The 24,231-nt window shown below is 66.4% G+C and carries 21 protein-coding genes; 10 read left to right on the plus strand and 11 right to left on the minus strand.

The window, feature by feature from the left end; translation table 11 throughout:
- Positions 1–6: 6 nt before the first annotated feature.
- The 7 genes from CNE_RS27350 to gdhA form a co-directional block, all read right to left on the minus strand.
- A complete protein-coding gene (locus CNE_RS27350; RefSeq protein WP_013953538.1) occupies positions 7–294 on the minus strand; it encodes a XapX domain-containing protein in 288 nt (95 codons plus the stop codon).
- 39 nt (positions 295–333) lie between these two features.
- Complete coding sequence (locus CNE_RS27355; protein WP_013953539.1) at positions 334–1,794, minus strand: aldehyde dehydrogenase family protein; 1,461 nt, start codon at positions 1,792–1,794, stop codon at positions 334–336.
- A 118-nt stretch (positions 1,795–1,912) separates the two neighbouring features.
- On the minus strand, positions 1,913–2,353 hold the full coding sequence (locus CNE_RS27360) for a DoxX family protein (RefSeq protein ID WP_013953540.1): 441 nt from the start codon (positions 2,351–2,353) through the stop codon (positions 1,913–1,915).
- A 34-nt stretch (positions 2,354–2,387) separates the two neighbouring features.
- Positions 2,388–4,328 (minus strand): amidohydrolase, encoded by a 1,941-nt coding sequence (locus CNE_RS27365; RefSeq protein WP_013953541.1) that lies wholly within the window; start codon positions 4,326–4,328, stop codon positions 2,388–2,390.
- 5 nt (positions 4,329–4,333) lie between these two features.
- Complete coding sequence (locus tag CNE_RS27370; protein ID WP_013953542.1) at positions 4,334–5,155, minus strand: alpha/beta fold hydrolase; 822 nt, start codon at positions 5,153–5,155, stop codon at positions 4,334–4,336.
- 60 nt (positions 5,156–5,215) lie between these two features.
- Positions 5,216–5,902 carry a hydrolase gene (locus CNE_RS27375; protein ID WP_013953543.1) on the minus strand — a complete coding sequence of 229 codons (687 nt, stop codon included), beginning with the start codon at positions 5,900–5,902 and terminating at the stop codon, positions 5,216–5,218.
- A 340-nt stretch (positions 5,903–6,242) separates the two neighbouring features.
- A complete protein-coding gene (gene gdhA, locus CNE_RS27380) occupies positions 6,243–7,586 on the minus strand; it encodes an NADP-specific glutamate dehydrogenase (RefSeq protein ID WP_041228692.1) in 1,344 nt (447 codons plus the stop codon).
- Between the two features lie 395 nt (positions 7,587–7,981).
- Here gdhA and CNE_RS27385 point away from each other — a divergent pair, with 395 nt between their 5' ends.
- The 3 genes from CNE_RS27385 (at position 7,982) to CNE_RS41880 (ending at position 9,793) form a co-directional block, all read left to right on the plus strand.
- Complete coding sequence (locus tag CNE_RS27385) at positions 7,982–8,746, plus strand: aminotransferase-like domain-containing protein (protein WP_013953545.1); 765 nt, start codon at positions 7,982–7,984, stop codon at positions 8,744–8,746.
- 197 nt (positions 8,747–8,943) lie between these two features.
- Positions 8,944–9,210 (plus strand): helix-turn-helix domain-containing protein, encoded by a 267-nt coding sequence (locus tag CNE_RS43125; protein WP_371827406.1) that lies wholly within the window; start codon positions 8,944–8,946, stop codon positions 9,208–9,210.
- 88 nt (positions 9,211–9,298) lie between these two features.
- Complete coding sequence (locus tag CNE_RS41880; protein ID WP_193351075.1) at positions 9,299–9,793, plus strand: hypothetical protein; 495 nt, start codon at positions 9,299–9,301, stop codon at positions 9,791–9,793.
- A 37-nt stretch (positions 9,794–9,830) separates the two neighbouring features.
- Here CNE_RS41880 and CNE_RS27400 read toward each other — a convergent pair whose 3' ends face one another.
- The 4 genes from CNE_RS27400 to CNE_RS27415 form a co-directional block, all read right to left on the minus strand.
- A complete protein-coding gene (locus tag CNE_RS27400; RefSeq protein ID WP_013953548.1) occupies positions 9,831–10,586 on the minus strand; it encodes a DeoR/GlpR family DNA-binding transcription regulator in 756 nt (251 codons plus the stop codon).
- A 116-nt stretch (positions 10,587–10,702) separates the two neighbouring features.
- The gene (gene phnY / locus CNE_RS27405) at positions 10,703–12,166 is read right to left on the minus strand and encodes a phosphonoacetaldehyde dehydrogenase (protein ID WP_013953549.1); all 1,464 of its coding nucleotides are present in this window, start codon (positions 12,164–12,166) and stop codon (positions 10,703–10,705) included.
- Positions 12,167–12,208: 42 nt separating this feature from the next.
- Positions 12,209–13,471, minus strand: coding sequence for a phosphonoacetate hydrolase (gene phnA, locus CNE_RS27410; RefSeq protein WP_013953550.1), 1,263 nt, complete (start codon positions 13,469–13,471; stop codon positions 12,209–12,211).
- A gap of 60 nt (positions 13,472–13,531) precedes the next feature.
- Positions 13,532–14,242, minus strand: a complete 711-nt coding sequence (locus CNE_RS27415; protein ID WP_013953551.1) for a phosphonate utilization associated transcriptional regulator — start codon at positions 14,240–14,242, stop codon at positions 13,532–13,534.
- 264 nt (positions 14,243–14,506) lie between these two features.
- On the opposite strand from CNE_RS27415, the gene CNE_RS27420 reads away from it, so the two are divergent.
- The 7 genes from CNE_RS27420 (at position 14,507) to purU (ending at position 24,217) form a co-directional block, all read left to right on the plus strand.
- A complete protein-coding gene (locus CNE_RS27420; RefSeq protein ID WP_013953552.1) occupies positions 14,507–15,541 on the plus strand; it encodes a putative 2-aminoethylphosphonate ABC transporter substrate-binding protein in 1,035 nt (344 codons plus the stop codon).
- An 87-nt stretch (positions 15,542–15,628) separates the two neighbouring features.
- Entirely contained in the window at positions 15,629–16,741 is a 1,113-nt protein-coding gene (locus CNE_RS27425) for a putative 2-aminoethylphosphonate ABC transporter ATP-binding protein (RefSeq protein ID WP_013953553.1), read from the plus strand.
- A complete protein-coding gene (locus tag CNE_RS27430; RefSeq protein WP_013953554.1) occupies positions 16,732–18,558 on the plus strand; it encodes a putative 2-aminoethylphosphonate ABC transporter permease subunit in 1,827 nt (608 codons plus the stop codon). The genes CNE_RS27425 and CNE_RS27430 overlap by 10 nt, the downstream gene beginning before the upstream one ends.
- Before the next feature lie 40 nt (positions 18,559–18,598).
- A complete protein-coding gene (locus CNE_RS27435; protein ID WP_013953555.1) occupies positions 18,599–19,732 on the plus strand; it encodes a 2-aminoethylphosphonate--pyruvate transaminase in 1,134 nt (377 codons plus the stop codon).
- 113 nt (positions 19,733–19,845) lie between these two features.
- Positions 19,846–20,697, plus strand: a complete 852-nt coding sequence (locus tag CNE_RS27440; RefSeq protein WP_013953556.1) for an EamA family transporter — start codon at positions 19,846–19,848, stop codon at positions 20,695–20,697.
- A gap of 97 nt (positions 20,698–20,794) precedes the next feature.
- The gene (locus CNE_RS27445) at positions 20,795–23,290 is read left to right on the plus strand and encodes a GcvT family protein (RefSeq protein WP_013953557.1); all 2,496 of its coding nucleotides are present in this window, start codon (positions 20,795–20,797) and stop codon (positions 23,288–23,290) included.
- Positions 23,291–23,320: 30 nt separating this feature from the next.
- The gene (gene purU / locus CNE_RS27450) at positions 23,321–24,217 is read left to right on the plus strand and encodes a formyltetrahydrofolate deformylase (RefSeq protein ID WP_013953558.1); all 897 of its coding nucleotides are present in this window, start codon (positions 23,321–23,323) and stop codon (positions 24,215–24,217) included.
- Positions 24,218–24,231 lie beyond the last annotated feature (14 nt).

Here is a 24,231-nt window from a genome sequence, read left to right on the forward strand (position 1 = left end):
CAATGCCTAGTGCGCCTGCGGCTGGTCCCCGGCGTCCTGCGCTGCCGGGCGTGCCGCCGTCGGCGCCGCCGGTGCGCCGGTGATCTTCGGCACGCACTCGCCACGGAACCAGGCCACCGTGACCGGCTCGCCCGCCAGCAGGCGCTTGACGGGCGGCACCACTTGCTCGCCGATCAGCATGCCCAGCAAGCCGATCAGCGCCACCACCGGCGGCGCCGGCGAGCGCACCTGCAACAGTGCATAGATGATGCCGACCAGGATGCCGGCGGCCAGTGATACCAGATAGAGCTTCATTGCTTTTTCCCTGAAATGGTTGGTGGTGCCGCGCGGGCGTCAGCGCGCAAAGTGCGGCGCAATGCCGGCATCCACGTTGATCCACACCGAGCGCGACTCGGTGTAGCCGTGCATCGCCTCGAACCCCATGTCGCGCCCGTAGCCGGATTCGCCCACGCCGCCGAAGGGGCTGCCCGGATGGACGCGCTTGTAGCAGTTGACCCAGCACATGCCGCCGCGGATATCGCGTGCGAGGCGGTGCGCGCGGGCCAGGTCGCGCGTCCATAGCCCGTTGCCCAGCCCGTATTGCGTGGCGTTGGCGATGGCCAGCGCCTGCTCGTCGCTGGCAAAGCGCAGTACCGTGACGACCGGGCCGAAGACCTCTTCCTTGGCGATGCGGTCCTGCGGGCGCGCAGCGACCACGGTGGGATCGACATAGAAGCCCTGGCGCAGGCGGGGGTCGGCGGGCGCCTTGCCGCCGGCCAGCACGGTGCCGCCCTGGGCCCGTGCCATCTCCACAGACTCCAGCACGCGGTCGCGATGGGCGGCCGAGGTCAGCGGCCCCATCTCGGTGGCGGGGTCGGCCGGATCGCCCACGCGGATCGATTGCGCCAGCGCCACGAAGCGCGCGAGGAAGGCATCGGCGATGTCCTCATGCAGCAGCAGGCGTGAGCCGGCAATGCAGGCCTGGCCCTGGTTGTGGAAGCTGGCCCAGGCTGCGCCCGCCACGGCGGCATCCAGGTCGGCATCGGCGAAGACCATATTGGCGCCCTTGCCGCCCAGCTCAAGCTGGATGCGCTTGAGGTTGCCGCGCGAGGCCTCGACGATGCGCCGCCCGGTGGCGGTGGAGCCCGTGAAGGCGATCTTGTCCACGTCGGGATGGTTGGCCAGCCGCTGGCCGGCCACGTTGCCGAAGCCGGGCACGACGTTGATCACGCCCGGCGGGAAGCCAACGTCAGCCGCCAGCGCCGCCACGCGCAGCGCGGACAGCGGCGTCAGCTCCGACGGCTTGAGCACCACCGTGTTGCCCGCCGCCAGTGCCGGCCCCAGCTTCCAGCCGGTGAACATCAGCGGGAAGTTCCACGGCACGATCTGCCCCACCACGCCGACCGGGGCCCGTTGCACGTAGTTGAGAAAACCGGGTTCGACCGGCACCACAGTGCCTTCGATCTTGTCGGCCATGCCCGCGAAATAGCGGAAGCACGCCGCGGTGCGCGGCACGTCAAGGCCGCGCGCATCGCGGATGGGGTGGCCGGTGTCGGCGCTTTCAAGTTCGGCCAGCCCCGTGTCGGCGTCAATGGCGTCGGCCAGCCGCGCCAGCAGCCTGCCCCGTTCGCCGGCGGCGAGGCGCGACCATGCTGGAAAGGCGCGGCGCGCCGCGGCCACGGCGCGGTCGATATCGAGCTGCGCGCCCGCGGCCACGCGCGTGATCAGGCTGCCGTCGTGCGGATTGACGATGTCGAGGGTGTCCCCGTCGAGGGCATCGACGAAGCGGCCGTCGATAAACAGCTGGTTGTGCATGGGGGTCCTTGGGGACGGGGAATGCGTAGCACGGCGAAGGTGCCATGCGCCAGCGGCGCGAAGCTGCCGCCGGCGGGGGCGGCGGCGCCGGGGATCGGCGCGGGCTTGGCGGCCTGGCTCATGCCTGGCCCATGGCCGCGCGGCGTTGCCGCAGGTCTTCCCAGGCCACCAGGCAAAGGCCGCCGGCCAGCGCGATATGCTCGAAAAAAGCGTTGGCCTGCCCGAAGCGCGCATCCGGCGGCGCCTGCCAGAAGCAGTTGGCGACAAAAGTTGCCAGCACGGTGAACACGGCCAGCGCCAGCGCGCCCAGCCACCGCAGCCGCCCGCTCAGCATCAGCGCGGCCGCGCCCAGTTCCAGCACGATCACGGCCGCCGCCAGGAGTGCGGCCGGCGCCAGGCCGAAGTGCTGCATCTCGGCGATGGCGGCACCAAAGTCAGCCGCCTTGACCAGTCCACCCTGCAGGTAGGGCGCGGACAGTGCCAGCAGCGCCAGCCAGCGCAGCCAGGCCGAGGGCGTGGTCGCTGCGCCCGCCGCGGGGGGGAGGGGATGGGCAGTCATGGTCGGGTCTCCTCGCATCGGCAACGCAGCGGCATCAGAACGCCCAGCATGAGCAACCCAGCGCGCCCCAGAACGTACTCTCGTCCGAGGCGGGCACGCCGGCCGTCCAGGCCCTGGCATGCGCATGGCCGTGCACGCCGCACGAACTGGCACAGCCGCAGGCCGTGTTCAAGGCCAGCTTTTGGGCTTGCGGGCGCGGCTGGTACTGGCTGCCGTGGCGGGCGGGCGACCAGTCCGGCATCGCGGGTGGGATCTGTGGCGAATGCTTGCCGAATTCCCTGTCTCCATAGACGATCTTGCCGCCGAGCACGGTCAGCACCGACGTGATGTCCTGGATGTCGTCGCCCGGCACCGCGAAGTAGTCGGCGGACAACACGGCCAGGTCGGCCAGCTGGCCCGCCTTGATCTGCCCCTTCTTGCCGGTTTCGGACGAGAACCACGTGTTGGCCTCGGTCCACAGGCGCAGCGCCGTTTCGCGATCGAGCAGGTTGGCCTGTGGATACATCGACATGCCGCCCACGGTCTTGCCCGTGGTCAGCCAGTACAGCGAGACCCACGGGTTGTACGAGGCTACGCGCGTGGCATCGGTGCCGGCGCCGACCTTCACGCCCTTCTCCAGCATCTTCTTGATCGGCGGCGTGGCTTCAGCGGCCTTGGCACCGTAGCGCTCGACAAAGTACTCGCCTTGGTAGGCCATGCGGTGCTGCACGGCGATGCCGCCGCCAAGCGCCGCGATGCGGTCGATGTTGCGGTCGGAGATGGTCTCGGCGTGATCGAAGAACCAGTTCAGGCCGTTGAACGGGATGTCCTTGGCGACCTTTTCATAGACGTCGAGCGCGCGCGTGATGGTCTGGTCATAGGTCGCATGCAGGCGCCACGGCCAGCGCTTTTCGGCCAGCAGGCGAATCACTGGCTCCAGGTCGGCTTCCATCGACGGCGCCATGTCGGGGCGCTCGACACGGAAGTCCTCGAAGTCGGCCGCGGTGTACACCAGCATTTCGCCGGCGCCATTGTGGCGATAGAGGTCATCGCCCTGGCCTGGCTTCACGGTCGACGTCCAGGTCTTGAAATCGCTGAGCTCTTCCTTGGGCTTCTGCGTGAACAGGTTGTAGGCCAGGCGCACCGTGAGCTGACCTTCCTTGTGCAGTTCCTCGATGATGCTGTAGTCCTCGGGATAGTTCTGGTAGCCGCCGCCCGCATCGATCACGCCGGTCACGCCCAGGCGGTTCACCTCGCGCATGAAGTGACACGTCGAGTTCTTCTGGTACTCGGGCGGTAGCTTCGGGCCTTTGGCCAGCGTGGCGTAGAGGATGGTCGCATTGGGCTTGGCCAGCAGCAGCCCGGTGGGATTGCCGCGTGCATCGCGCACGATCTCGCCACCCGGAGGGTTCGGCGTGTCCTTGTTGTAGCCCACTGCGCGCAGCGCGGCGCCGTTCAGAATGGCGCGGTCATAGAGGTGCAGGATGAATACCGGGGTATCGGGCGCCACGGCATTCAGTTCGTCGATGGTGGGCAGCCGCTTCTCGGCGAACTGGTGCTCGGTGAAGCCGCCCACCACCCGCACCCATTGCGGCGCTGGCGTGCGCGCGACCTGGTCCTTCAGCATGCGCATGGCATCGGCGAGCGAGCGCACGCCGTCCCAGCGCAATTCCATGTTGTAGTTCAGGCCACCGCGGATGATATGCATATGGCTGTCGATCAGCCCGGGAATGGCCCGCCGGCCATTCAGGTCGACCACCTTGGTCTGCGCGCCGGCCAGCTTCATGATGTCCTGGCGCGTGCCGACGGCGACGAAGCGTCCGTCACGGATCGCGACGGCGTCCGCCTGCGGCTTGGACTTGTCGAGCGTAGTGAACTTGCCATTGACGAGGATGAGGCTGGGTTGACTGCCAGGCGACATGGCGAAGGTCTCCGAAAAAGGCGCCGCGCCGAGCGCGGCGGCCGAAGCGATAAATTGCCGGCGGGTGACTGACATCTGGCTCAGGCCTTCAGGAAGGCCAGCAGGTCGGCGTTGACCTGGTCGGCATTGACCACGCACATGCCGTGCGAAGCGCCCGGATACACCTTGAGGGTCGCGCCCTTGACCAGTTCCGCCGACCGCTTCGCCGAAGCGTCGATGGGCACGATCTGGTCGTCATCGCCATGCAGGATCAGCGTGGGCACGTCGAACTTCTTCAGGTCCTCGGTGTAGTCGACTTCCGAGAATTCCCTGATACATGCGTACTGGCCCACGATGCCGCCGGCCATGCCCTGCGCCCAGAAGGCGTCGATGGTGCCTTGCAAGACCTTGGCGCCGGGGCGGTTGAAGCCGAAGAACGGCGTCGCCAGGTCCTGGTAGAACTGCGAGCGGTTGTCGGCCACGCCCTTGCGGATGCCGTCGAACACATCGATCGGCAGCCCGCCGGGGTTGGCCGCGGTCTTGAGCATGATCGGCGGCACCGCGCCGATCAGCACGGCCCTGGCGACACGGCCGGTGCCATGGCGGCCGATGTAGTGCGCCACCTCGCCGCCACCGGTGGAATGGCCCACCAGCGTGGCATCGCGCAGGTCCAGCGCGTCCAGCAGCGCCGCCAGGTCATCGGCATAGGTGTCCATGTCGTTGCCCTGCGCCGGCTGGTCCGAGCGGCCATGGCCGCGGCGGTCATGGGCGATCACCCGGAACCCCTGCCGCACCAGGAACAGCATCTGCGCATCCCACGCATCGGCATTGAGGGGCCAGCCGTGCGAGAAGACCACGGGCTGGCCACTGCCCCAGTCCTTGTAGAAGATCTGCGTGCCGTCCTGCGTCGTGATGATGCTCATGATGGGGCTCCTGGATGCAATCAAGGGATCGGGTGAACTTGCGGCGGGTTCAGTGCCGGCTCAGCGGGCAGGCACGGCGGCCAGTGCCTCATGCGGCGTGGCGGTGCGCTGCGCAGCCTTGTGGACCATGGTGTAGGCGTAGTCCACTCCCATACCGTAGGCGCCCGAGTGCTCCTTGACCAGTTTCATCACCGCGTCGTACGTGTCGCGGTGGGCCCAGTCGCGCTGCCATTCCAGCAGCACCTGCTGCCAGGTCACTGGCACCACGCCCGCCTGGACCATGCGCTGCATGGCGTAGTCGTGGGCTTCCTTCGAGGTGCCGCCGGAGGCATCGGCCACCATGTAGATCTCATAGTTGCCTTCGAGCATCGCGCACAGCGCGAAGGTGGTGTTGCAGACCTCGGTCCACAGGCCGGCCACGACCACCTTGTTGCGGCCGTTGGCCTTGAGCGCATCGCGCACCTTCTGGTCGTCCCACGAGTTCATCGAGGTGCGCTCCAGCGTCTTCTGGTCCGGGAACACGTCGAGCAGTTCCGGATAGGTGAAGCCCGAGAACGACTCGCTCTCGACGGTGGTGATCGTCGTCGGGATATTGAAGATCTTTGCCGCCTTGGCCAGGCCGACGACGTTGTTCTTCATCGCCTGGCGGTCCATCGACTGGACGCCGAACGCCATCTGCGGTTGGTGGTCGATGAAGATCAGCTGGCTGTTTTGCGGGGTCAGGACTTCGAGCTTGGGGTTCGTCATGATGATCTCCGGTCAGGGGGCGTTAGGTAGGCTGGCTTGCAAGTTAGTAATTGCTACCGCTGCATTCATTCACCAGTGGCGTTCGCTTGGTGTGTGTGCATAGTAGGCAAGGCGCCATACACTGACTACGGGCCAAACTCCGAGGACAGTGTTCGCGGTTTGCGAATAATCGGGAGATGCAGCCGGGCGGCAGGCCGTGGCGGCGGATGACGGCATGGGGGGCGCTGCCCGGCGCTGCGGGATGGATACTGCCTGGGGGAATCGGGGGGAGATGCGCCAGACGGGTGCGTGCCTGCACCCGCCCGGCAGCGGCCGGCATTGCGCCGGCCGGAACTTCAGGTCAGATCACGCCTTGCGCCAGCATGGCGTCGGCCACCTTGACGAAGCCGGCGATGTTCGCGCCTTCCACGTAGTTGATATAGCCACCCGCCTTCTGGCCGTGGTGGATGCAGTTCTGGTGGATGTCCTTCATGATCGCGTGCAGCTTCTCGTCGACCTCGGCATGGTGCCAGGACAGGCGCATGGCGTTCTGCGACATTTCAAGTCCGGAAGTGGCAACGCCGCCGGCATTGCTGGCCTTGCCCGGGGCGTAGAGGATCTTCGCGTCGACAAAGCGGTCCACGGCTTCCAGCGTCGACGGCATGTTGGCGCCTTCGGCCACGCAGATCACGCCATTGCCGAGCAGGGTCTCGGCGTCGTTGCCGTCCAGCTCGTTCTGGGTGGCGCACGGCAGCGCCACGTCGGCGGGCACGTGCCACGGGGTGCGGCCGGCTTCGAAGGTCATGCCGTGGCGGGCGGCAAAGTCGGACAGGCGGCCGCGCTCTTCATTCTTGAAGGCCATCACTTCGGCCAGCTGCCCGGTGGTCATGCCTTGCGGGTAGTGCAGCACGCCGCCGGAATCGGACAGCGTCAGCACCGTGGCGCCGAGCTCGATCGCCTTCTCTGCTGCGTACTGGGCCACGTTGCCCGAGCCGGAGATCAGCACGCGCAGGCCGTCGAAGGCGCGCCCGCGACGGTGCAGCATCTCCTGCGCAAAGTAGACCGTGCCGTAGCCGGTCGCTTCCGGGCGCATCAGGCTGCCGCCGTAGGCCAGGCCCTTGCCGGTAAAGACACAGGCGGACTGGTTCGACAGCTTCTTCATCATGCCGGCCATAAAGCCGACTTCACGTGCGCCCACGCCGATGTCGCCGGCCGGGATGTCGGTATCCGGGCCCAGGTGGCGGAACAACTCGGTCACCAGCGCCTGGCAGAAGCGCATCACTTCGGCGTCGGACTTGCCCTTGGGATCAAAGTCCGAGCCGCCCTTGCCGCCGCCCATGGGCAGCGTGGTCAGCGCGTTCTTGAAGGTCTGCTCGAAGCCCAGGAACTTCAACACCGACAGGTTCACGGTCGGGTGGAAGCGCATGCCGCCTTTGAACGGGCCGATGGCCGAGCTGTGCTGCACGCGGAAGGCGCGGTTGACCTGCACGCGGTTCTGGTCGTCGGTCCAGGCCACGCGGAACTGGATCACGCGCTCAGGCTCCACCAGCCGCTCAAGCAGGGCCTGGTCGGCGTAGCGCGGATTGCGCTCGACAAAGGGCCAGAGCGTCATCATCACTTCCTTCACGGCCTGGAGGAATTCAGGTTGATTGGGGTCGCGGCGGGCAACCCCCGCCAGGAATGCGTCAAGGGAGGGAGAATTCACGGATGTCTCTGCTGTGCTGGAGTGGCTGGATCCGGCAGCCTTGCCGGCTTGGTACCGGTCTGTGGTGCCGTCTGGCGTTGCGCCGATGGAAGGTGGGTGGCCTCCGGTTGTCAGACATTCACGGCGGGCCGTGAATGTCCGACAACGCAGCACTTTAGCACCAGCGTGGGGCACACAACAGTCAAAACACCTGTGACAGCGGCGTGAAAGCCGCATTTTTGTGCGTGAGGCGGGGATTTCCGTGCGATCAGCGGACAGCCCTAAAGCCATTCTTAATTCTGCTCTCAGAAATAATCAGGGCAATAAAGCACAAAGGTGGTATTTCTGCACGCATGGCATTAGTCGCTGCTCCCTACACTCGTCTTGCCGGACGGCAACACCGAACCAGGGGATAGATGAACCAGACAACGACCGCACTGCAAGGCGGGAAAGAGGCATTTGCTACTCGCGTAGGCCGCGTGCAGAGCTCTGCAATACGGGACCTGCTGAAGTACAGCAAGGCACCAGGCGTCATCTCGCTTGCCGGTGGCATCCCCGCACCGGATCTGTTCGATTCCGCAGGTCTTCGCGAAGCGCTGGCTGCAGTGCTTGACAGCGGCGATACCGCTGCGTTCCAGTACGGACTGACCGAAGGCGAGCCGGCGCTGCGCGATCAGATCGCGCAATTGCTCCGGCTGCGCGGCATCGTAGCGGATCCGACCAGCATCCTGGTCACGTCGGGTTCACAACAGGGCCTGGATCTGGCCGCGCGCGCTTTGCTCAACCCCGGTGACACGGTGCTCGTGGAACGGCCGTCCTACCTCGCAGCGCTGCAGACCTTCGGCCTCGCCGAGGCCAGTATTATCTCCGTGCCATCCGACGAAGCAGGCATCGATGTGGACTGGATCGAGTCCTACGCTTCGCGTCATCCGGTCAGGGCTATCTACGTCGTCCCGAACTTTGGCAACCCGAGCGGTCGCACGCTCTCCCTGACGCGACGCCGGCAGCTCGTCGACCTTGCCGGTCGCGCCGGCACCTACATCATCGAGGACGATCCCTATGGAGAGCTGCGCCTCTGCGGCAACCCAGTAGCCAGCATCCTGGGGCTCGCCACCGGCAGTGCCGCGCAGTCCCGCGTCCTCTACTTGTCGTCGTTCTCCACACGGCGCGCTGATCGGTGAGACGTATGCACGCCTGGTAGCGGCGCATATCGTGACCTGCTACGGCAAAGGGCCTCGCGGTGGCGGCCGAATGCCGGCGTTGACTGCCGTGCGCATGAAATGGCTGGATGAGTACATAGAAACGCACCTCACGCATCGGATCACGCTGGGGACCGTTGGCGCGGCAGGCGGGTCTCAGCCCCTACTATTTCACTCGCGTGTTCAAGGACGCCACTGGCCTGCCGCCCTCTCGATACGTCCTGCATAAGCGCATCGAATTTGCCTGCGCCGCCTTGCGCCGCGACGAGCTTTCGATTGAAAGTGTGGCGCTGGCCTGCGGCTTCAGCGACAGCGCGCAGTTCTCCAAGCAGTTCAGGAAGGTTGGCACACCGGCAAAGCGTGTAACGCCGAGCTCGTCGGCGACTTCCCGCAGCGTGCAGTCATCCAGCGTCATGAGGCACAGGCTGCCGAGCGGACGCACATAGCGCACGCTGTGGCCGCATCCGTTTGGCACATAAGCGGTGGAGCCGCGACGCTGCACTTCAGTCCTTTGCCCAGGCGCCGGACAACTTCGTGCTCAACGCCTTCGAGGCGCTCGACCGGGAACTGCGCAACGGCAATCCCCTGTGGGCGCGCTTCGCGCCGCAGGTGGATGCCGCGCAGGTGCTGCCGGCCGCGATCAAGGCCGGCGTGACCTTTGTGCCAGGCGCGGCATTCTTTGCCGATAACCCCGAACACAATACGCTGCGCCTGTCCTACTCGACCGTCGACGCCACATCCGCCGAAATGGGCGCCGCGCGGCTGGCCCAGGCGCTGCGCGCCAGCTGCAACGGCGTTCTGCCTTCGGCTACCGATGTACTGTTCCAGACCGGCGAGCACGCCATTGACGGGCACTACCTGATGGTCAAGCTCAATCCGCTCTCGATCGCGGAGCGCCGCATCGACGGCAGGCTACGTACAGATCTGCGGCGTACCGCCATCTGTCTATCGCATGGCGTGCAGGCGAGAGGAAATCGCGGGAATTGCATGAAACATGAGAAGCCCAACTCGCCTTCGCACAAGCGGTGAGGCGTGGATATCTCCAGAGCGCCAAGGCACCTGCGGCTCAAGCAATCAGCAGCTTCGTCCCGCGCTCCTTCAGCGCCGCCGCCAGTTCCGGCTCCGGCGCCATATCCGTAATCAGCCAGGCAGCCAGGTCGAAATGCTTGATGGTCACGCCGGTATTGCGCCCGAACTTGGTATGGTCAGCCACCACGCAGGCCACGTCGGCGGCCAGCAGCATGCGGCTGCGCAGCTCCGCCGCGGCGCGGGAGAAGTCGCAGATCTCGCCGCGCGGCGTGACGCCGCCGATGCCGACAAAGGCAAAGTCGGTGTGGTAGCGCGACAGCTGTTCGATGGTGTCCCAGCCGTGCGTGGCGTCTTCGTTGTCCTGCAGCTCCCCGCCCAGCACGATCACCCGGTTGCCGTTGCGCCGGCCCAGCAGCTGGGCGATGGCAAGGTCGTTGGTGTAGACCAGCAGGTTGTGGTGGCCATGCAGCGCCTGCGCCACCGCGTGGGTGGTGGTGCCGTAGTCGAGGATCAGGGAGGCGCCGTCGCGCACCAGCTCCGCCGCACGCACGCCAATAGCGCGCTTGCCTTCGGCATTGACCGCGGCGCGGGTCTGGGTATCGGGCTCGGTGCGGTCCGAGGCCAGCGCGCCGCCGTGGGTCAGCACCAGCAGGCCGCGCGCGGCCAGCGCGTTGAGGTCGCGCCGAATGGTCTCGCGCGAGACGTCGAGCTCGGTCACCAGTTCGCTGATGGCCAGCGCGCCGGTGGCGGACAGCTGGTCGAGGATGTATTTCTGCCGTTGTTCGGCGAGCACGGTGACTCCGGATTGGGGCGCGATGGGCGGGAAAATACCTGTTGGGCGCCGATTCTAGCGCAATGCAGGCAAAAGCCGGCGCAGTGGCCGGCTTGCCAGGGATGCGCCGCCTTTCCTCACCCCCACGGCAACGTAATCGTCTTCAGGTTGGTAAAGCTCTTTGCCGCCTCCTGCACGCCTTCCTTGTAGCCCAGCCCCGAATCCTTGATCCCCCCGAACGGCGTCAGTTCAATACGGTAGCCGGGCACCTCCCACAGGTTGACCGTACCCACATGCAGAGAATTGGCGATCCTGGTGAAATCCTCGATGCGGTTGGTACAGACGCCAGAGGACAGCCCGAACGCGGTGCCGTTGGAAATCCGGATGGCATCGCCCACGTCGCGGAAGGTGATGATCGGCGAAACCGGCCCGAAGGTTTCCTCGCGCACCACGGTCATCGACGGGTCCACGCGGTCCAGCACCGTCGGCGAATAGCTGGCGCCGTTGCGCTGGTTGCCCACCAGCAGCCGCGCGCCCTGCGCCACTGCCTCATTGACGCGGGCCTCGAACAGCTGCGCGGCCTGCTCGTCGATCACGGTGCCCATGTCGACGCCGCGGTCCATCGGGTCGCCGTATTTCCACGCGCGGGTCTTCTCCACCACCAGTTCGGTAAAGCGCGCGGCCACGGCTTCATGCACCAGCATGCGCTTGACCGCAGTGCAGCGCTGGCCGGAGTTCTTGTACGAGCCCTGCACCGCCAGGTCCGAGGCGCGGTCCAGGTCGGCGTCGTCCAGCACGATCAGCGGGTCGTTGCCGCCCAGTTCCAGCACCACGCGCTTGTAGCCGGCCTTGCTGGCAATGTACTTGCCGATCGCCACGCCGCCGGTAAAGGTCACCAGGTCCACGGCGGGGTGCGTGATCAGCTCGTCGGCGATCTCGCGCGGGTCGCCGGTGATCACCTGCAGCATCTGCGGCGGCAGGCCGGCTTCATACAGCAGGTCGGCCAGGTAGAACGCCGACAATGGCACCTTTTCCGACGGCTTGAGCACCATGCGGTTGTTGGTGGCGATCGACGGCGCCACCTTGTGCGCCACCTGGTTCATCGGGTGGTTGAACGGCGTGATGGCACAGATCACGCCCAGCAGCGGCTCGCGCTGGGTCATCACGCGGCGCTTCTTGCCGTGCGGAGTCAGGTCGCACGAGAACAACTGGCCATCGTCGCGCAGCGCCTCGGTGGCGGCAAAGCCCAGTACGTCGGCGACACGGCCGATCTCATACAGCGAATCCTTCTTGGACAGGCCGGATTCCAGCGTGATCAGGTCCGACGCTTCCTCAGTGCGCTCGCGCAGCAGCGCGGCGGCGCGGTTCAGGATGGCGGCGCGCTCATAGCGGGTCAGCGTGGAGCGGTAGGCCTGGACCACTTCGAAGGCACGGCGCACATCGTCCAGCGTGGCCTTGGGCACGGTACCGACCAGCGTGCCGTCATACGGATTGCGCACTTCGATCACGCGCTCGCGCACGATCTTCTGGCCGTCGATGCGCAGGGCCTCGGCGCGGAAATGGGGGTTGACGGCACCAGCGGGGAATTGGGGGGCGTTCATGTGTCTCCTCCGGTCAATACAGTTCGGTACGGCTCAATGCACTCAGTGCAGATGGTTCAGCGCGACATCGAAGATGTCGAAGTTGCGCAGCAGGGCCTTGCCGGGAATGCCGGCCGTGGCACGGTTGAATACCAGCGGCACGGTCTGCTCCGACACGCCGCCGTGCGAGCGCAGCGGCGCGTCCAGCCCGGAAAGGTCGTGGCGGCTGCGGCTGGTGCCCAGCACCACATGCTTGTCGCTGGTCACCACCAGGTCGCCGACGCGGTCAGGCGGCAGCTCGAAGCGCGCGCAGGCCTCGGCATTGGTCAGCACGCTTTCCACGCCCTGCAGGTCGGACAGCCGGGCCTGGATCGCGGCCGGGTCCGCATCGTCGGGCAGATAGATGGTGGCGTAGGACCCGAGCGCGCCGTGGTGGACCACGTAGGGATCGGTGATCGGCAGGATCACGCGCGCGCCGCCGTCTTCCACGCCGCGGCCCAGCCATGCGTCCAGCTGGTCCTGCAGGTAGATCACGTTGGGCGCCTTGGTGGCGTCGTCGTGCTTGGCGTTCATGCCGTGGTCGGCGGTCAGCGCGACCACGCAGCCCTGCGCGTCCAGTTGCGCCAGGTATTTGTCCATCATGGCGTAGAAGGCGTTGGCACCGTCCGAGCCGGGTGCGAACTTGTGCTGGATATAGTCGGTGGTGGACAGGTACATCAGGTCCGGGCGGCGCGTTTCCATCAGGCGCACGCCGGCGGCGAAGACGAACTCCGACAACTCCGCGCTGTACACGTCAGGCACCGGCATGCCGACCAGTTCGACCACGCCGTCGATGCCGTTCTCTTCCACCGTGGCCTGGTCGGCCTTCTCCGACGAGAAGCAGATGCCCTGCATGCCGTGGCCCAGCAAGCGGCGCAGCTTGTCCTTGGCGGTCACCACGGCGACGCTGGCCCCGGCGTCGGCAAACGCGGCCAGGATGGTGCCGGCGCGCAGGTACTTGGGGTCGTTCATCATCACTTCCTCGCCGCGCCCGCCGTTGGCGCTGCGGTCAAAGAAGTAGTTGCCGCAGATGCCGTGCACCGCGGGCGGCGCGCCGCAGACGATGGACAGGTTGTTGGGGTTGGTGAAGGTGGGCACCACGCAGGCGCCGCGGAAGGCGGAGCCGGCTTCCAGCAGCTGCTTCAGGTAGGGCGCGCGGCCGCTGGCGGCGGCGGCTTCCAGGTAGTCGAACTCGCAGCCGTCGACGCAGACCACCACGACGGGCTGCTGCATCCAACGATAGGTACGCTGGTTGACGGTAATGGTGCGGGCATTGGTGTCAGGCATGTTGGGGTTCCTGTGCGTGGGCGCGATCGGGGTCGGTACTTTCCGTGGATGCGGTCGGATTCAGGCGGCAGCGCCTTTGTCGGCGCTGGCCGGGTCCACCGCGGCATGCATGCGGGCGCGGCCACGCTCGACGTGCTCGCGCATCAGGCGCGCGGCCAGTTCGCCGTCACGCGCGGCAATCGCCGAGACGATGGCGCGGTGCTCGCGGGTGGAGTCGGGCATGGCGGCGTGGCTGCCGGACAGCGCTTCGCGCCGGAACAGCGTCAGCTCCTTGACCAGGCGCCGGTAGGTATCCAGCAGCTTGCGGTTGCCGGCCAGTTCCACCATCCGGTCGTGGAACGCCAGGTTCAACCGCGTGTACTCATCGACATCGCGCGCCTGGCTGGCGGCGCCCAGTGATTCCACCAGCGCGCGCAGTTCGCGCAGGCTCTCGGGCGTGATGCGGGCGGCCAGCTGCCGGCCGATGAACTCATCCAGCACGGCGCGCAGCTCATAGATCTCATCGGCTTCTTCCACCGAGATGGCGCGCACGAACACGCCGCGGTTCTTCTCGGTGCGCAGCAGGCCGGCCTGCTCCAGCGCCCGGAAGGCTTCCCGCACCGGTCCGCGCGACACATTGAGCTGCCCTGCCACCTCGATCTCATTGAGCTTGGCGCCGGGGGGCAGGTCGCCCGACATGATCCGCAGTTCCAGTTCGCGCTGCACCAAGGTAGCCAGGGACTGGCTCTGCAGGATGGTGATTTCGCTTGCCAGCGGTGCTTGGCGTGACATGAAAACTCCCGTTTGTGACGGATTGCGGGATATCGAAAATCCTTATTGCCATTAAAGCAAGCGGTTTGTATATTGTCAACAATCAAGACATCGGTGTAGCGCAGTTGGTGTCGTACGGAGCGCGGAAAACCAGGTATATGTCTTGCAAGTGTTGTAGCACAAGGGTTTCACGGTGATTCAATGTTGTGCGGCATGCCCCGCGGCAATGCAACATATTCACCAAATCGACACATATCTCCACCTACAATGCCAGAAGGAGTCCCCATGCAACCGTCCTTCACATCCACCCTGCGCACCGCCGCCGCCATGCTTGCGCTAGCCGCCTCCGGCACGGCGCTGGCCCAGAAGACCACCCTCACCGTCTACACAGCGTGGGAGATCGAGACCCTCAAGCCGTACGCCGAGGGCTTTGCCAAGGTAGCGCCCGATATCGAACTGAAGTACGTGCGCGACTCCACCGGCGTCATCACCGCCAAGGCGCTGGCCGAAAAAGGCAACCCGCAGGCCGACGTTATCGCCGGGCTGGCGGCGTCGAGCCTGGAACTGCTCAAGCAGGAAGGGATGCTGGCGCCCTACGCGCCCAAGGGCTTCGAGAAACTGACGCGCGACTACAGCGACAAGGCCACGCCGCCGTCGTGGGTGGGGCTGGACGTCTGGGGCGCCACCATCTGCTTCAACACCATCGAAGCCAAGAAGCGCAACCTGCCGCGCCCCGAGACCTGGAAGGACCTGGCCAAGCCCGTCTACAAGGGCACCATCGTGATGCCCAACCCGGCCTCTTCCGGTACCGGCTTCCTGGACGTGACCGCCTGGCTGCAGCTCTATGGCGAGCAGGATGGCTGGAAGTACATGGATGCTCTGCACGAGAACATCGCCCAGTACACCCATTCGGGATCCAAGCCATGCAAGCAGGCCGGCTCGGGTGAGTTCCCGATCGGCATCTCGTTCGAACTGCGCGCGCACAAGACCCTGGCCTCGGGCGCGCCGATCGAGATGATCTTCCCCAAGGAAGGCCTGGGCTACGACATCGAGGCTGCCGGCATCGTCAAGGGCACCAGGAAGATGGAGGCCGCGCAGCGCTATATGGACTGGCTGGCCAGCAAGGAGGCCAACCAGCTGTTTGCCAGGGACTGGGCCATCGTCGCCTACCCGGGCGTGGCGAGAAAGATCGAGACCATCCCGGCCAACTACGAGCAGATGCTGGTCAAGAACGACTTCAGCCATATCGCCAAGAACCGCGAGCGCGTGCTGACAGAGTGGCAGAAGCGCTATGCCAGCAAGTCGGAGAAGCAGCCCTGAGCGCCTGAGCGCCGTCCTGTACCGGCGCCCTCGCCCCGGGGCAGAGGACGCCGGGTCCCCCAACAGAACACACCGGGCCCACACGCCATGCAGACCTCCCCATCCACGGCCGAGACCTACCTCAGCCTGAAAGGCATCCACAAGCGCTTCGGCGGCAGCAGCGGCGCCTTCGTGGCACTCCAACATATCGACCTGGACGTGCGCCAGGGCGAGCTGCTGTGCTTCCTGGGCCCGTCGGGCTGCGGCAAGACCACGCTGCTGCGCATCATCGCCGGGCTGGAATCGCAGAGCGCCGGCACCATCCACCAGGGCGGGCGCGACATCTCCACGCTGCCGCCGATGGAGCGCGACTACGGCATCGTGTTCCAGTCCTACGCGCTGTTCCCCAACCTGACGGTGGCGGACAACGTGGCCTACGGCCTGGTCAACCGCCGCATGCCGCGTGACCAGCGCCGCGCCCGCGTGGATGAGCTGCTGACGCTGGTGGGGCTGCCCGAGCGCGGCAACCAGTACCCGGCGCAGCTTTCCGGCGGCCAGCAGCAGCGCGTGGCAATTGCGCGCGCGCTGGCCACCTCGCCCGGCCTACTGTTGTTGGATGAGCCGCTGTCAGCGCTCGATGCCCGCGTGCGGGTGCGGCTGCGCAGCGAGATCCGCGCGCTGCAGCAGCGGCTGAACATCACCACCATCCTGGTCACGCACGACCAGGAAGAGGCATTGTCGATGGCCGACCGCATCGTGGTGATGAACCAGGGCGCGATCGAGCAAGTAGGCACGCCGGCGCAGATCTACCAGCGCCCGGCCACGCCGTTCGCCGCGGACTTCGTCGGCAAGACCAATATGCTGGGCGCGCGCGTCTGCGGCGACGGCGAGCTGCACCTGGGCGGCGTGCGCATGCGCTGCGCCGCGCCCCAGGGCTGTTGCGCCGACGAGGACGTGCAGGTGTTCTTCCGCCCCGAAGACGTCTGCGTGCGCGGCATCGAACAGCATGGCCCCAACGTGCTGGAGGCCACCGTCGACAAGATCGAGTTCCTCGGCGCGTTCTCGCGGCTGACGCTGCGCCTGCCTGACGCAGCGTCCGGCGCACTGTACGCCGACCTCTCCCTCAATGACCTGCACGAGCTGCGCCCGAACACCGGCGACCTGCTGCGCCTGGCCATTCCCGCTGACCGTATCCGCATTTTCCGCCACGCATGCGCATGAGCCTCACTGCGGCGCCGGCTACCACGTCTGCCACTACGTCTGCCACCATGCCGGCCACCGATACCGTCCCCGCCCCCGCCACCAGCGGGCCGGCCGGGCCTGCCAACCCTGGCGCGCAGCCCGCGCCGCCGGCCCTGGTCGCCACCGCGGTGCGCGCACACTGGACCGACCGCCTCGCCCACGTGCTGCTGGCGCTGGCCGCGCTGGCGCTTGCATGCTTCGTGCTGGCGCCGATCGTGATGATCCTGGCCAAGAGCGTGCAGAACCGCGACGGCAGCCTGGCCGGCATCGCGCACTTCCGCGCGTATTTCGAGTCGCCGGCGCTGCTGCGCTCGGTGTGGAACAGCCTGTGGGTCTCTGCCCTGGCCACCTGCATCACGGTGCCGCTGGCGTTCAGCTTTGCCTATGCGCTGACGCGCAGCCGCATCGCCTGCAAGGGCCTGCTGCGCAACCTGGCGCTGATCCCGCTGCTGGCGCCATCGCTGCTGGCGGCGATCTCCTTCATCTTCTGGTTCGGCAACCAGGGGCTGTTCAAGCCGTGGATGGGCAGCACCCAGATCTACGGGCCGCTGGGCATCGTGGCGTCGCTGGTGTTCGCCACCTTCCCGCATGCGCTGATGATCCTGATCACCGCGCTGTCGCTGACCGACGCGCGGCTGTATGAGGCGGCCGATGCGCTGGGCACCTCGACCGTGCGCAAATTCTTCACCATCACCGTGCCGGGCGCGCGCTACGGCCTGGTCAGCGCGGCCATGGTGGTGTTCACCTATGCGATCTCGGACTTCGGCATCCCCAAGGTGATCGGCGGCAATTTCCATATGCTGGCCACCGACATCTACAAGCTGGTGATCGGCATGCAGGACTTCTCGCAGGGCGCGGTGGTATCGCTGATGCTGCTGGTGCCGGTGGCCGTCACCTACTACGTCGATGCGCGCGTGCAGCGCCGCCAGATGGCGCTGATGTCGGCACGCTCGGTGCCCTACGTGCCGCGCCGCAGTCGCCGCTTCGACCTGATCATGGCGGTGTTCTGCTGGCTGATGGCGGCGCTGATGCTGGCGGTGATGGGCATGGCGATCTACGCATCCTTCGTCAAGCTGTGGCCGTACAACTTCTCGCTGTCGCTGAACCACTACCGGGTGGGGCTGGTCGAGGGCGGCGTGGTCGATTCCTACCTGAACAGCCTGCGCATGGCGGGACTGGCCGCCGTGATCGGGCCGGTGTTCATCTTCGCCACCGCCTACCTGCTGGAGAAGACCCGCGGCATGGACTGGCTGCGCAGCTTCGTGCGGCTGATGGCGGTGCTGCCGATGGGCGTGCCGGGGCTGGTGCTGGGCCTGGGCTACATCTTCTTCTTCGTGCCGCAGGCCAACCCGATGCACGGGCTGTACCAGACGTTGGGGATCCTGGTGCTGGTGACCATCGTCCACTATTACGCCTCCTGCCACCTGACCGCCGTGACCGCGCTCAAGCAGCTCGACAGCGAGTTCGAGGCCGTGTCCGCGTCGCTCAAGGTGCCGTTCTACAAGACCTTCTTCAAGGTCACGGTGCCGGCCTGCCTGCCCGCCATCCTGGAGATCTCGCGCTACCTCTTCATCAATGCGATGACCACGGTCTCGGCAGTGGTGTTCCTGTACGGCGCCGACACCAAGCTGGCCTCGGTCGAGATCGTCAACCTGGATGAATCCGGCGACATCGGCCCCGCGGCGGCGATGGCGACGCTGGTGGTGCTGACCTCGGCCTTCGCCTGCCTGCTCTATTACCTGCTGCAACGCGTGCTCGATTGCAAGACCCAGGCCTGGCGCCAGGGCAACGACTGACCTTCTCCTATCTCCACTCCTTCCCAATCAGGAGCTCACCATGATTCGCGGCAACGACCCGATCCTTCTGACCCCCGGCCCCCTGACCACCTCGCTCGCCACCAAGCAGGCCATGCTGCGCGACTGGGGTTCGTGGGACACCGCCTTCAACACCATCACGCGCAGCCTGTGCGACGACCTGGTGCGCATCGTCCACGGCGAAGGCACCCATGTGTGCGTGCCGATGCAGGGTAGCGGCACCTTCTCGGTGGAAGCCGCCATTGCCAACGTGGTGCCGCGCGACGGCAAGGTGCTGGTGCCGCAGAACGGCGCCTACTGCCAGCGCATCCTCAAGATCTGCAAGGTGCTGGGCCGCGCCAGCGTGGAACTGCCGATCCCCGAAGACCAGCCCGCCACCGCCGCGGTGATCGAAGAGGCCATCCGGCGCGATCCGTCGATTACCCACGTGGCGCAGGTGCACTGCGAGACCGGCGCCGGCGTGCTCAACCCGCTGCAGGACATCGCCGCGCTGTGCCAGCGACTGGGCAAGGGGCTGATCGTCGACGCGATGAGCTCGTTCGGCGCGATCGAGATCGACGCCCGCACCATGCCGTTCGACGCGCTGGTGGCCGCCACCGGCAAGTGCATCGAGGGCGTGCCGGGCATGGGCTTCGTGCTGGTGAAGAAGGACGTGCTGGAAGCCAGCCAGGCCAACAGCCACTCGCTGGCGCTGGACCTGTATGACCAGTACGTCTACATGCAGAAGACCACGCAGTGGCGCTTCACGCCGCCCACGCACGTGGTGGCGGCCTTCCGCACCGCGCTCGACCAGTTCCTGGAAGAAGGCGGCCAGCCGGTGCGCGGCGCGCGCTACCGCAGGAACTGCGACGCGCTGGTGCAGGGCATGGCCGCACTCGGTTTCCGCGCCTTCCTGCCGGCGGCGGTGCAGGCGCCGATCATCGTCACCTTCCATGCGCCGGCCGATGCGCGCTATGACTTCAAGACCTTCTATGCCAAGGTGCGCGAGCGCGGCTACATCCTGTATCCGGGCAAGCTGACGCAGATGGAGACCTTCCGCGTCGGGTGCATTGGTGCAATTGATGACAACGAGATGCGCAATGTCGTGACGGCAATCGGCGAGGTGCTGGGCGAGATGGGGATCAAGGCGCAGGCGCCGCTGGCGGAAGCGGCTTAAGGCGTTTTCCTCCAACACCCGGCAGCAGGCTCCTCTCTCCCGCTTGCGGGAGAGAGGAGCAAACCAGCGGACTTGCGAACGCATCAGAAGACCACAAGAACGACCCCTCCTTCATGTCCCTCCCCCCAGACTTTCACGGCCTCGCCTTTGCCGCCGTGATGCTGTCCGCGCTGATGCATGCGTCGTGGAACGCCATCGTCAAGATCGGCGGCGACCGGTTGTCGTCGATGGCGCTGATTGACACCTTCTGCCTGCTGGTGGCGCTGCCCTTCCTGTTCCTGGTGCCGCTGCCCGCGCCCCAGGTCTGGCCTTTCCTGCTGGCCACCGTGGCACTGGAGGTCGGCTACAAGCTGTCGCTGGTGGCCGCCTACAACCGCGGCGACTTCAGCCAGGCCTATCCGCTGATGCGCGGCTCGGCGCCGATGATGGTGGCGATCCTGCTGTTGCTGGCCGGCAGCGAACGGCTGGGGCCTGGCGGCTATGCCGGCATTGCACTGATCTGCTGCGGGCTGGTCAGCCTGGTGCGCTGGCGCCGGCAAACGCCCGACCTGCTCGGCTTTGCGCTGCTGGCCGGGGCCTGCCTGGCGGGCGGCACCGTAATCGATGGCACCGCGGTCAAGCGCTACGGCGAGGTCTTCACTTACATCGTCTGGCTGCAGGCGATGTCGCACATCTTCATGCCGACCTACGCCTTCAGCCGGCGCGGCACCGCGCTGGTCACGCTGATGCGCACGGAATGGAAGCGCGCGTGGATCGGCGGCATCAACCGGGTGGGCTCGTATGCGCTGATGCTGTGGGCGATGACCATGGCGCCCGTGACCAAGCTGGCGGCGCTGCGTGAATCGAGCGTGATCTTTGCCGCGTTGCTGGGCCACTTCCTGCTGCGCGAGCCCTTCGACCGGCGGCGGCTGATTGCAACCGCGCTGGTCCTGGCGGGGATCCTGACACTGCAACTGGCGCGCTGATCCGCCGATGCATGTGGCATTTTGTGTTGTTGGTTGGCGTTTTTTTGCATAACATGGCAGGCAACGCCAACCACTTTCCTGCCGAGGTTTTCCCGCCATGTCCCCTGTCATCCCATCCCACTCCCGCGTCGTCATCATCGGCGGCGGCATCATCGGTTGCAGCGTCGCCTATCACCTGACCAAGCTCGGCTGGAAGGACGTGGTCCTGCTGGAACAGGGACAGCTGTCCTGCGGCACCACCTGGCACGCGGCCGGGCTGGTCGGGCAACTGCGCTCGCAGGAAAGCATGACGAAACTGATCCGCTACTCCACCCAGCTGTACAGCGAACTGGAAGCGGAAACGGGCCTCGGCACCGGCTGGAAGCAATGCGGCTCGCTGTCGGTCGCGCGCACTGCGGAACGCATGACGCAACTGCGCCGCACCGCGGCAGTGGCGCGGGCCTATGGCGTGGATTGCGAGGTGATCTCGCCCGCGCAGGCCGGCGAACTGTGGCCGGTGATGCGCACCGACGACCTGCTTGGGGCGGTCTGGCTGCCGGGCGACGGCAAGGCCAACCCGACCGACCTGACCCAGGCGCTGGCGCGCGGCGCGCGCAGCCGCGGCGCGGTCATCGCGCAGGATACGAAAATCACCGCGATCCATACCCGCGATGGCCGCGCCACCGGCGTGAGCTGGCGCAACAAGGCCGGCGACGAAGGCCGCATCGAGGCCGAGATCGTCGTCAACTGCGCCGGCCAGTGGGCGCGCAAGGTCGGCCAGATGTGCGGCGTGACCGTGCCGCTGCACTCGGCTGAGCACTATTACATCGTCACCGAGCGCATCGCCGGCGTGCACCCTGACCTGCCGGTGATGCGCGACCCGGACGGCTTCATCTACTTCAAGGAAGAAGTGGGCGGGCTGGTGATGGGCGGTTTCGAGCCCAATGCCAAGCCGTGGGGCATGCAGGGCATTCCCGAGCCGTTCGAGTTCCAGTTGCTGCCTGATGACTGGGACCAGTTCGAGATCCTGATGGAGAACGCGCTGATCCGCGTTCCGGCACTGGAGTCGGCGCAGGTCAAGCAGTTCTACAACGGGCCCGAGTCCTTCACGCCGGACAACAACTTCATCCTCGGCGAAGCGCCCGAGCTTCGTAATTTCTACGTGGGCGCGGGCTTCAACTCAATGGGGATTGCGTCTGCCGGCGGCGCCGGCATGGCGCTGGCGGAATGGATCGTCGCGGGCGAGCCGACCATGGACCTGTGGCCGGTCGATATCCGCCGCTTTGCCGGCTTCAACGGCAACGAGAGCTGGCTGCACGACCGCGTCAAGGAAACGCTGGGCCTGCACTACGCGATGCCCTGGCCCAACCGGGAACTGGATACGGCGCGGCCGTTCCGGCGCTCGCCGCTCTATGCCCACCTGCACGCTGCCGGCGCCAATTTCGGTAGCAAGATGGGTTGGGAGCGGCCAAACTTCTTCGCGCCTGCCGGACAGTCGCCCGAGATCCGCTACTCGTTCGGGCAGCAGAACTGGCTGCCGTGGAGCGGCGCAGAACACCGCGCCTGCCGCGAGGCAGTGGCGCTGTTCGATATGAGTTCGTTCTCCAAGTACATCGTCAAGGGTGCCGATGCCGAGGCCGTGCTGCAATACGTGATGAGCAACGACGTGGCCGTGCCGCCGGGGCAGACCGTGTACACCGCCATGCTCAACGACCGCGGCACCTATGAATCCGACCTGACCGTGACGCGGCTGGCGCACGACCAGTACTTGCTGGTGACCGGCTCGGCGCAGACCACGCGCGACTTCAATTATATCGAGCGCCTGATTCCCGCCGACAAGCGCTGCGCGATTGTCGATGTCACCGGCCAGTTCGCCGTGCTGGCGGTGATGGGCCCGCGCTCGCGCGAGCTGCTGCAGAGCGTGTCGTGCACCGATTTTTCCAATCAGGCGTTCCCGTTCGGCACCTCGAAAGAGATTGATCTCGGCTATGCCACGGTGCGCGCGACACGCCTGACCTATGTGGGCGAACTGGGCTGGGAACTGTATGTCCCGGTGGAATTCGCCGTGGGCGTCCATGACACCCTGCACGAGGCCGGGAAACGCTTCGGACTGGTCAATGCCGGCTACTACGCCATCGAATCGCTGCGCATCGAAAAGGGCTACCGCGCCTGGAGCCGCGAACTGACCACCGACATTCATCCGTTCGAGGCCGGGCTGTCTTTTGCCTGCAAGCTGAACACGGGCATCCCGTTCCGCGGGCGCGAAGCGCTGCTCAAGCTGCGCGCTGCCGGCGGCACCGCGCAGGTGCGGCGCCGCGTTGCCGTGGTCACGCTGGACGGCGCCAGCGAGGCCATGCTCTGGGGCGGGGAGGCCATCCTGCGCACCGCCCAGGACGGCACCGTGCGCCCGGCCGGCTTCGTGACGTCGGCCGCGTTCGGCCACACCCTTGGCTGTCCGGTGGGCATGGGGCTTCTGGCACGCGCCGATGGTCCGGCCGACGCGGCATGGATCGAGGGCGGCAAGTATCACGTGGACCTGGCCGGGCAACTGCTGCCCGCGCGCATCCATCTGCGCGCGCCGTACGATCCGGCCAGCGAACGGACCAAGGCCTGAACATCGATGCAAGCGGATACCGGAGTGCCCATGCCAGTGATCCAGACCGAAAGCGCCAGCTACATCCTGACGCTGTCGTGCCCCGACCGTCCAGGCATTGTCCATGCCGTCTCGGCGCTGCTGGTGGAAGCCGGCGCCAATATCGTAGATTCCGCGCAGTTCGGCGATCGCGACAGCGCGCGGTTTTTCATGCGCGTGCACTTCCAGCGGCCGCTGCCAGAAGGCCAGGATGGCGGCGATGCGCTCGCTGCCCTGCGCAGCACGCTGGCGGGCGTGGCGGCCGCGCATGAAATGGACTGGTCCCTCCACGACGCCGCGCGCAAGCCGCGCGTGATGCTGATGGTGTCAAAGATCGGCCACTGCCTGAACGACCTGCTGTTCCGCTACCGCACCGGCCAGTTGCCCATCGAGATTCCGGCGATCGTCTCCAACCACAAGGACTTCTACCAGCTTGCGGCGAGCTACGACATCCCGTTCCATCACCTGCCCCTGCTCAATGCCACGCCGCAAGGCAAGGCCGCGCAGGAAGCGAGACTGTGGGACCTGGTCTGCGACTACAGTATCGACCTGGTCGTCCTGGCCCGCTACATGCAGGTCTTGTCCGAGGATCTGTGCCGCCGCCTGGAGGGCCGCGCCATCAACATCCATCATTCCTTCCTGCCCAGCTTCAAGGGCGCGCGCCCCTACGCGCAGGCCTACGAGCGCGGCGTCAAGCTGATCGGCGCCACAGCGCACTACGTGACCGGCGACCTCGACGAAGGCCCCATCATCGAACAGGAAGTCGCACGCGTGGACCATGCCATGGATGCCGCGCAGCTGACCGCCATCGGACGCGATGTGGAATGCGTGGCGCTGGCGCGGGCGGTGAAATGGCATGCGGAACATCGGGTCCTGCGCAACGGCGGCAGGACGCTGGTGTTCCGCTGACGCGGCAGCCTTTG

Source organism: Cupriavidus necator N-1 (genome assembly GCF_000219215.1).
Taxonomy (GTDB): domain Bacteria; phylum Pseudomonadota; class Gammaproteobacteria; order Burkholderiales; family Burkholderiaceae; genus Cupriavidus; species Cupriavidus necator.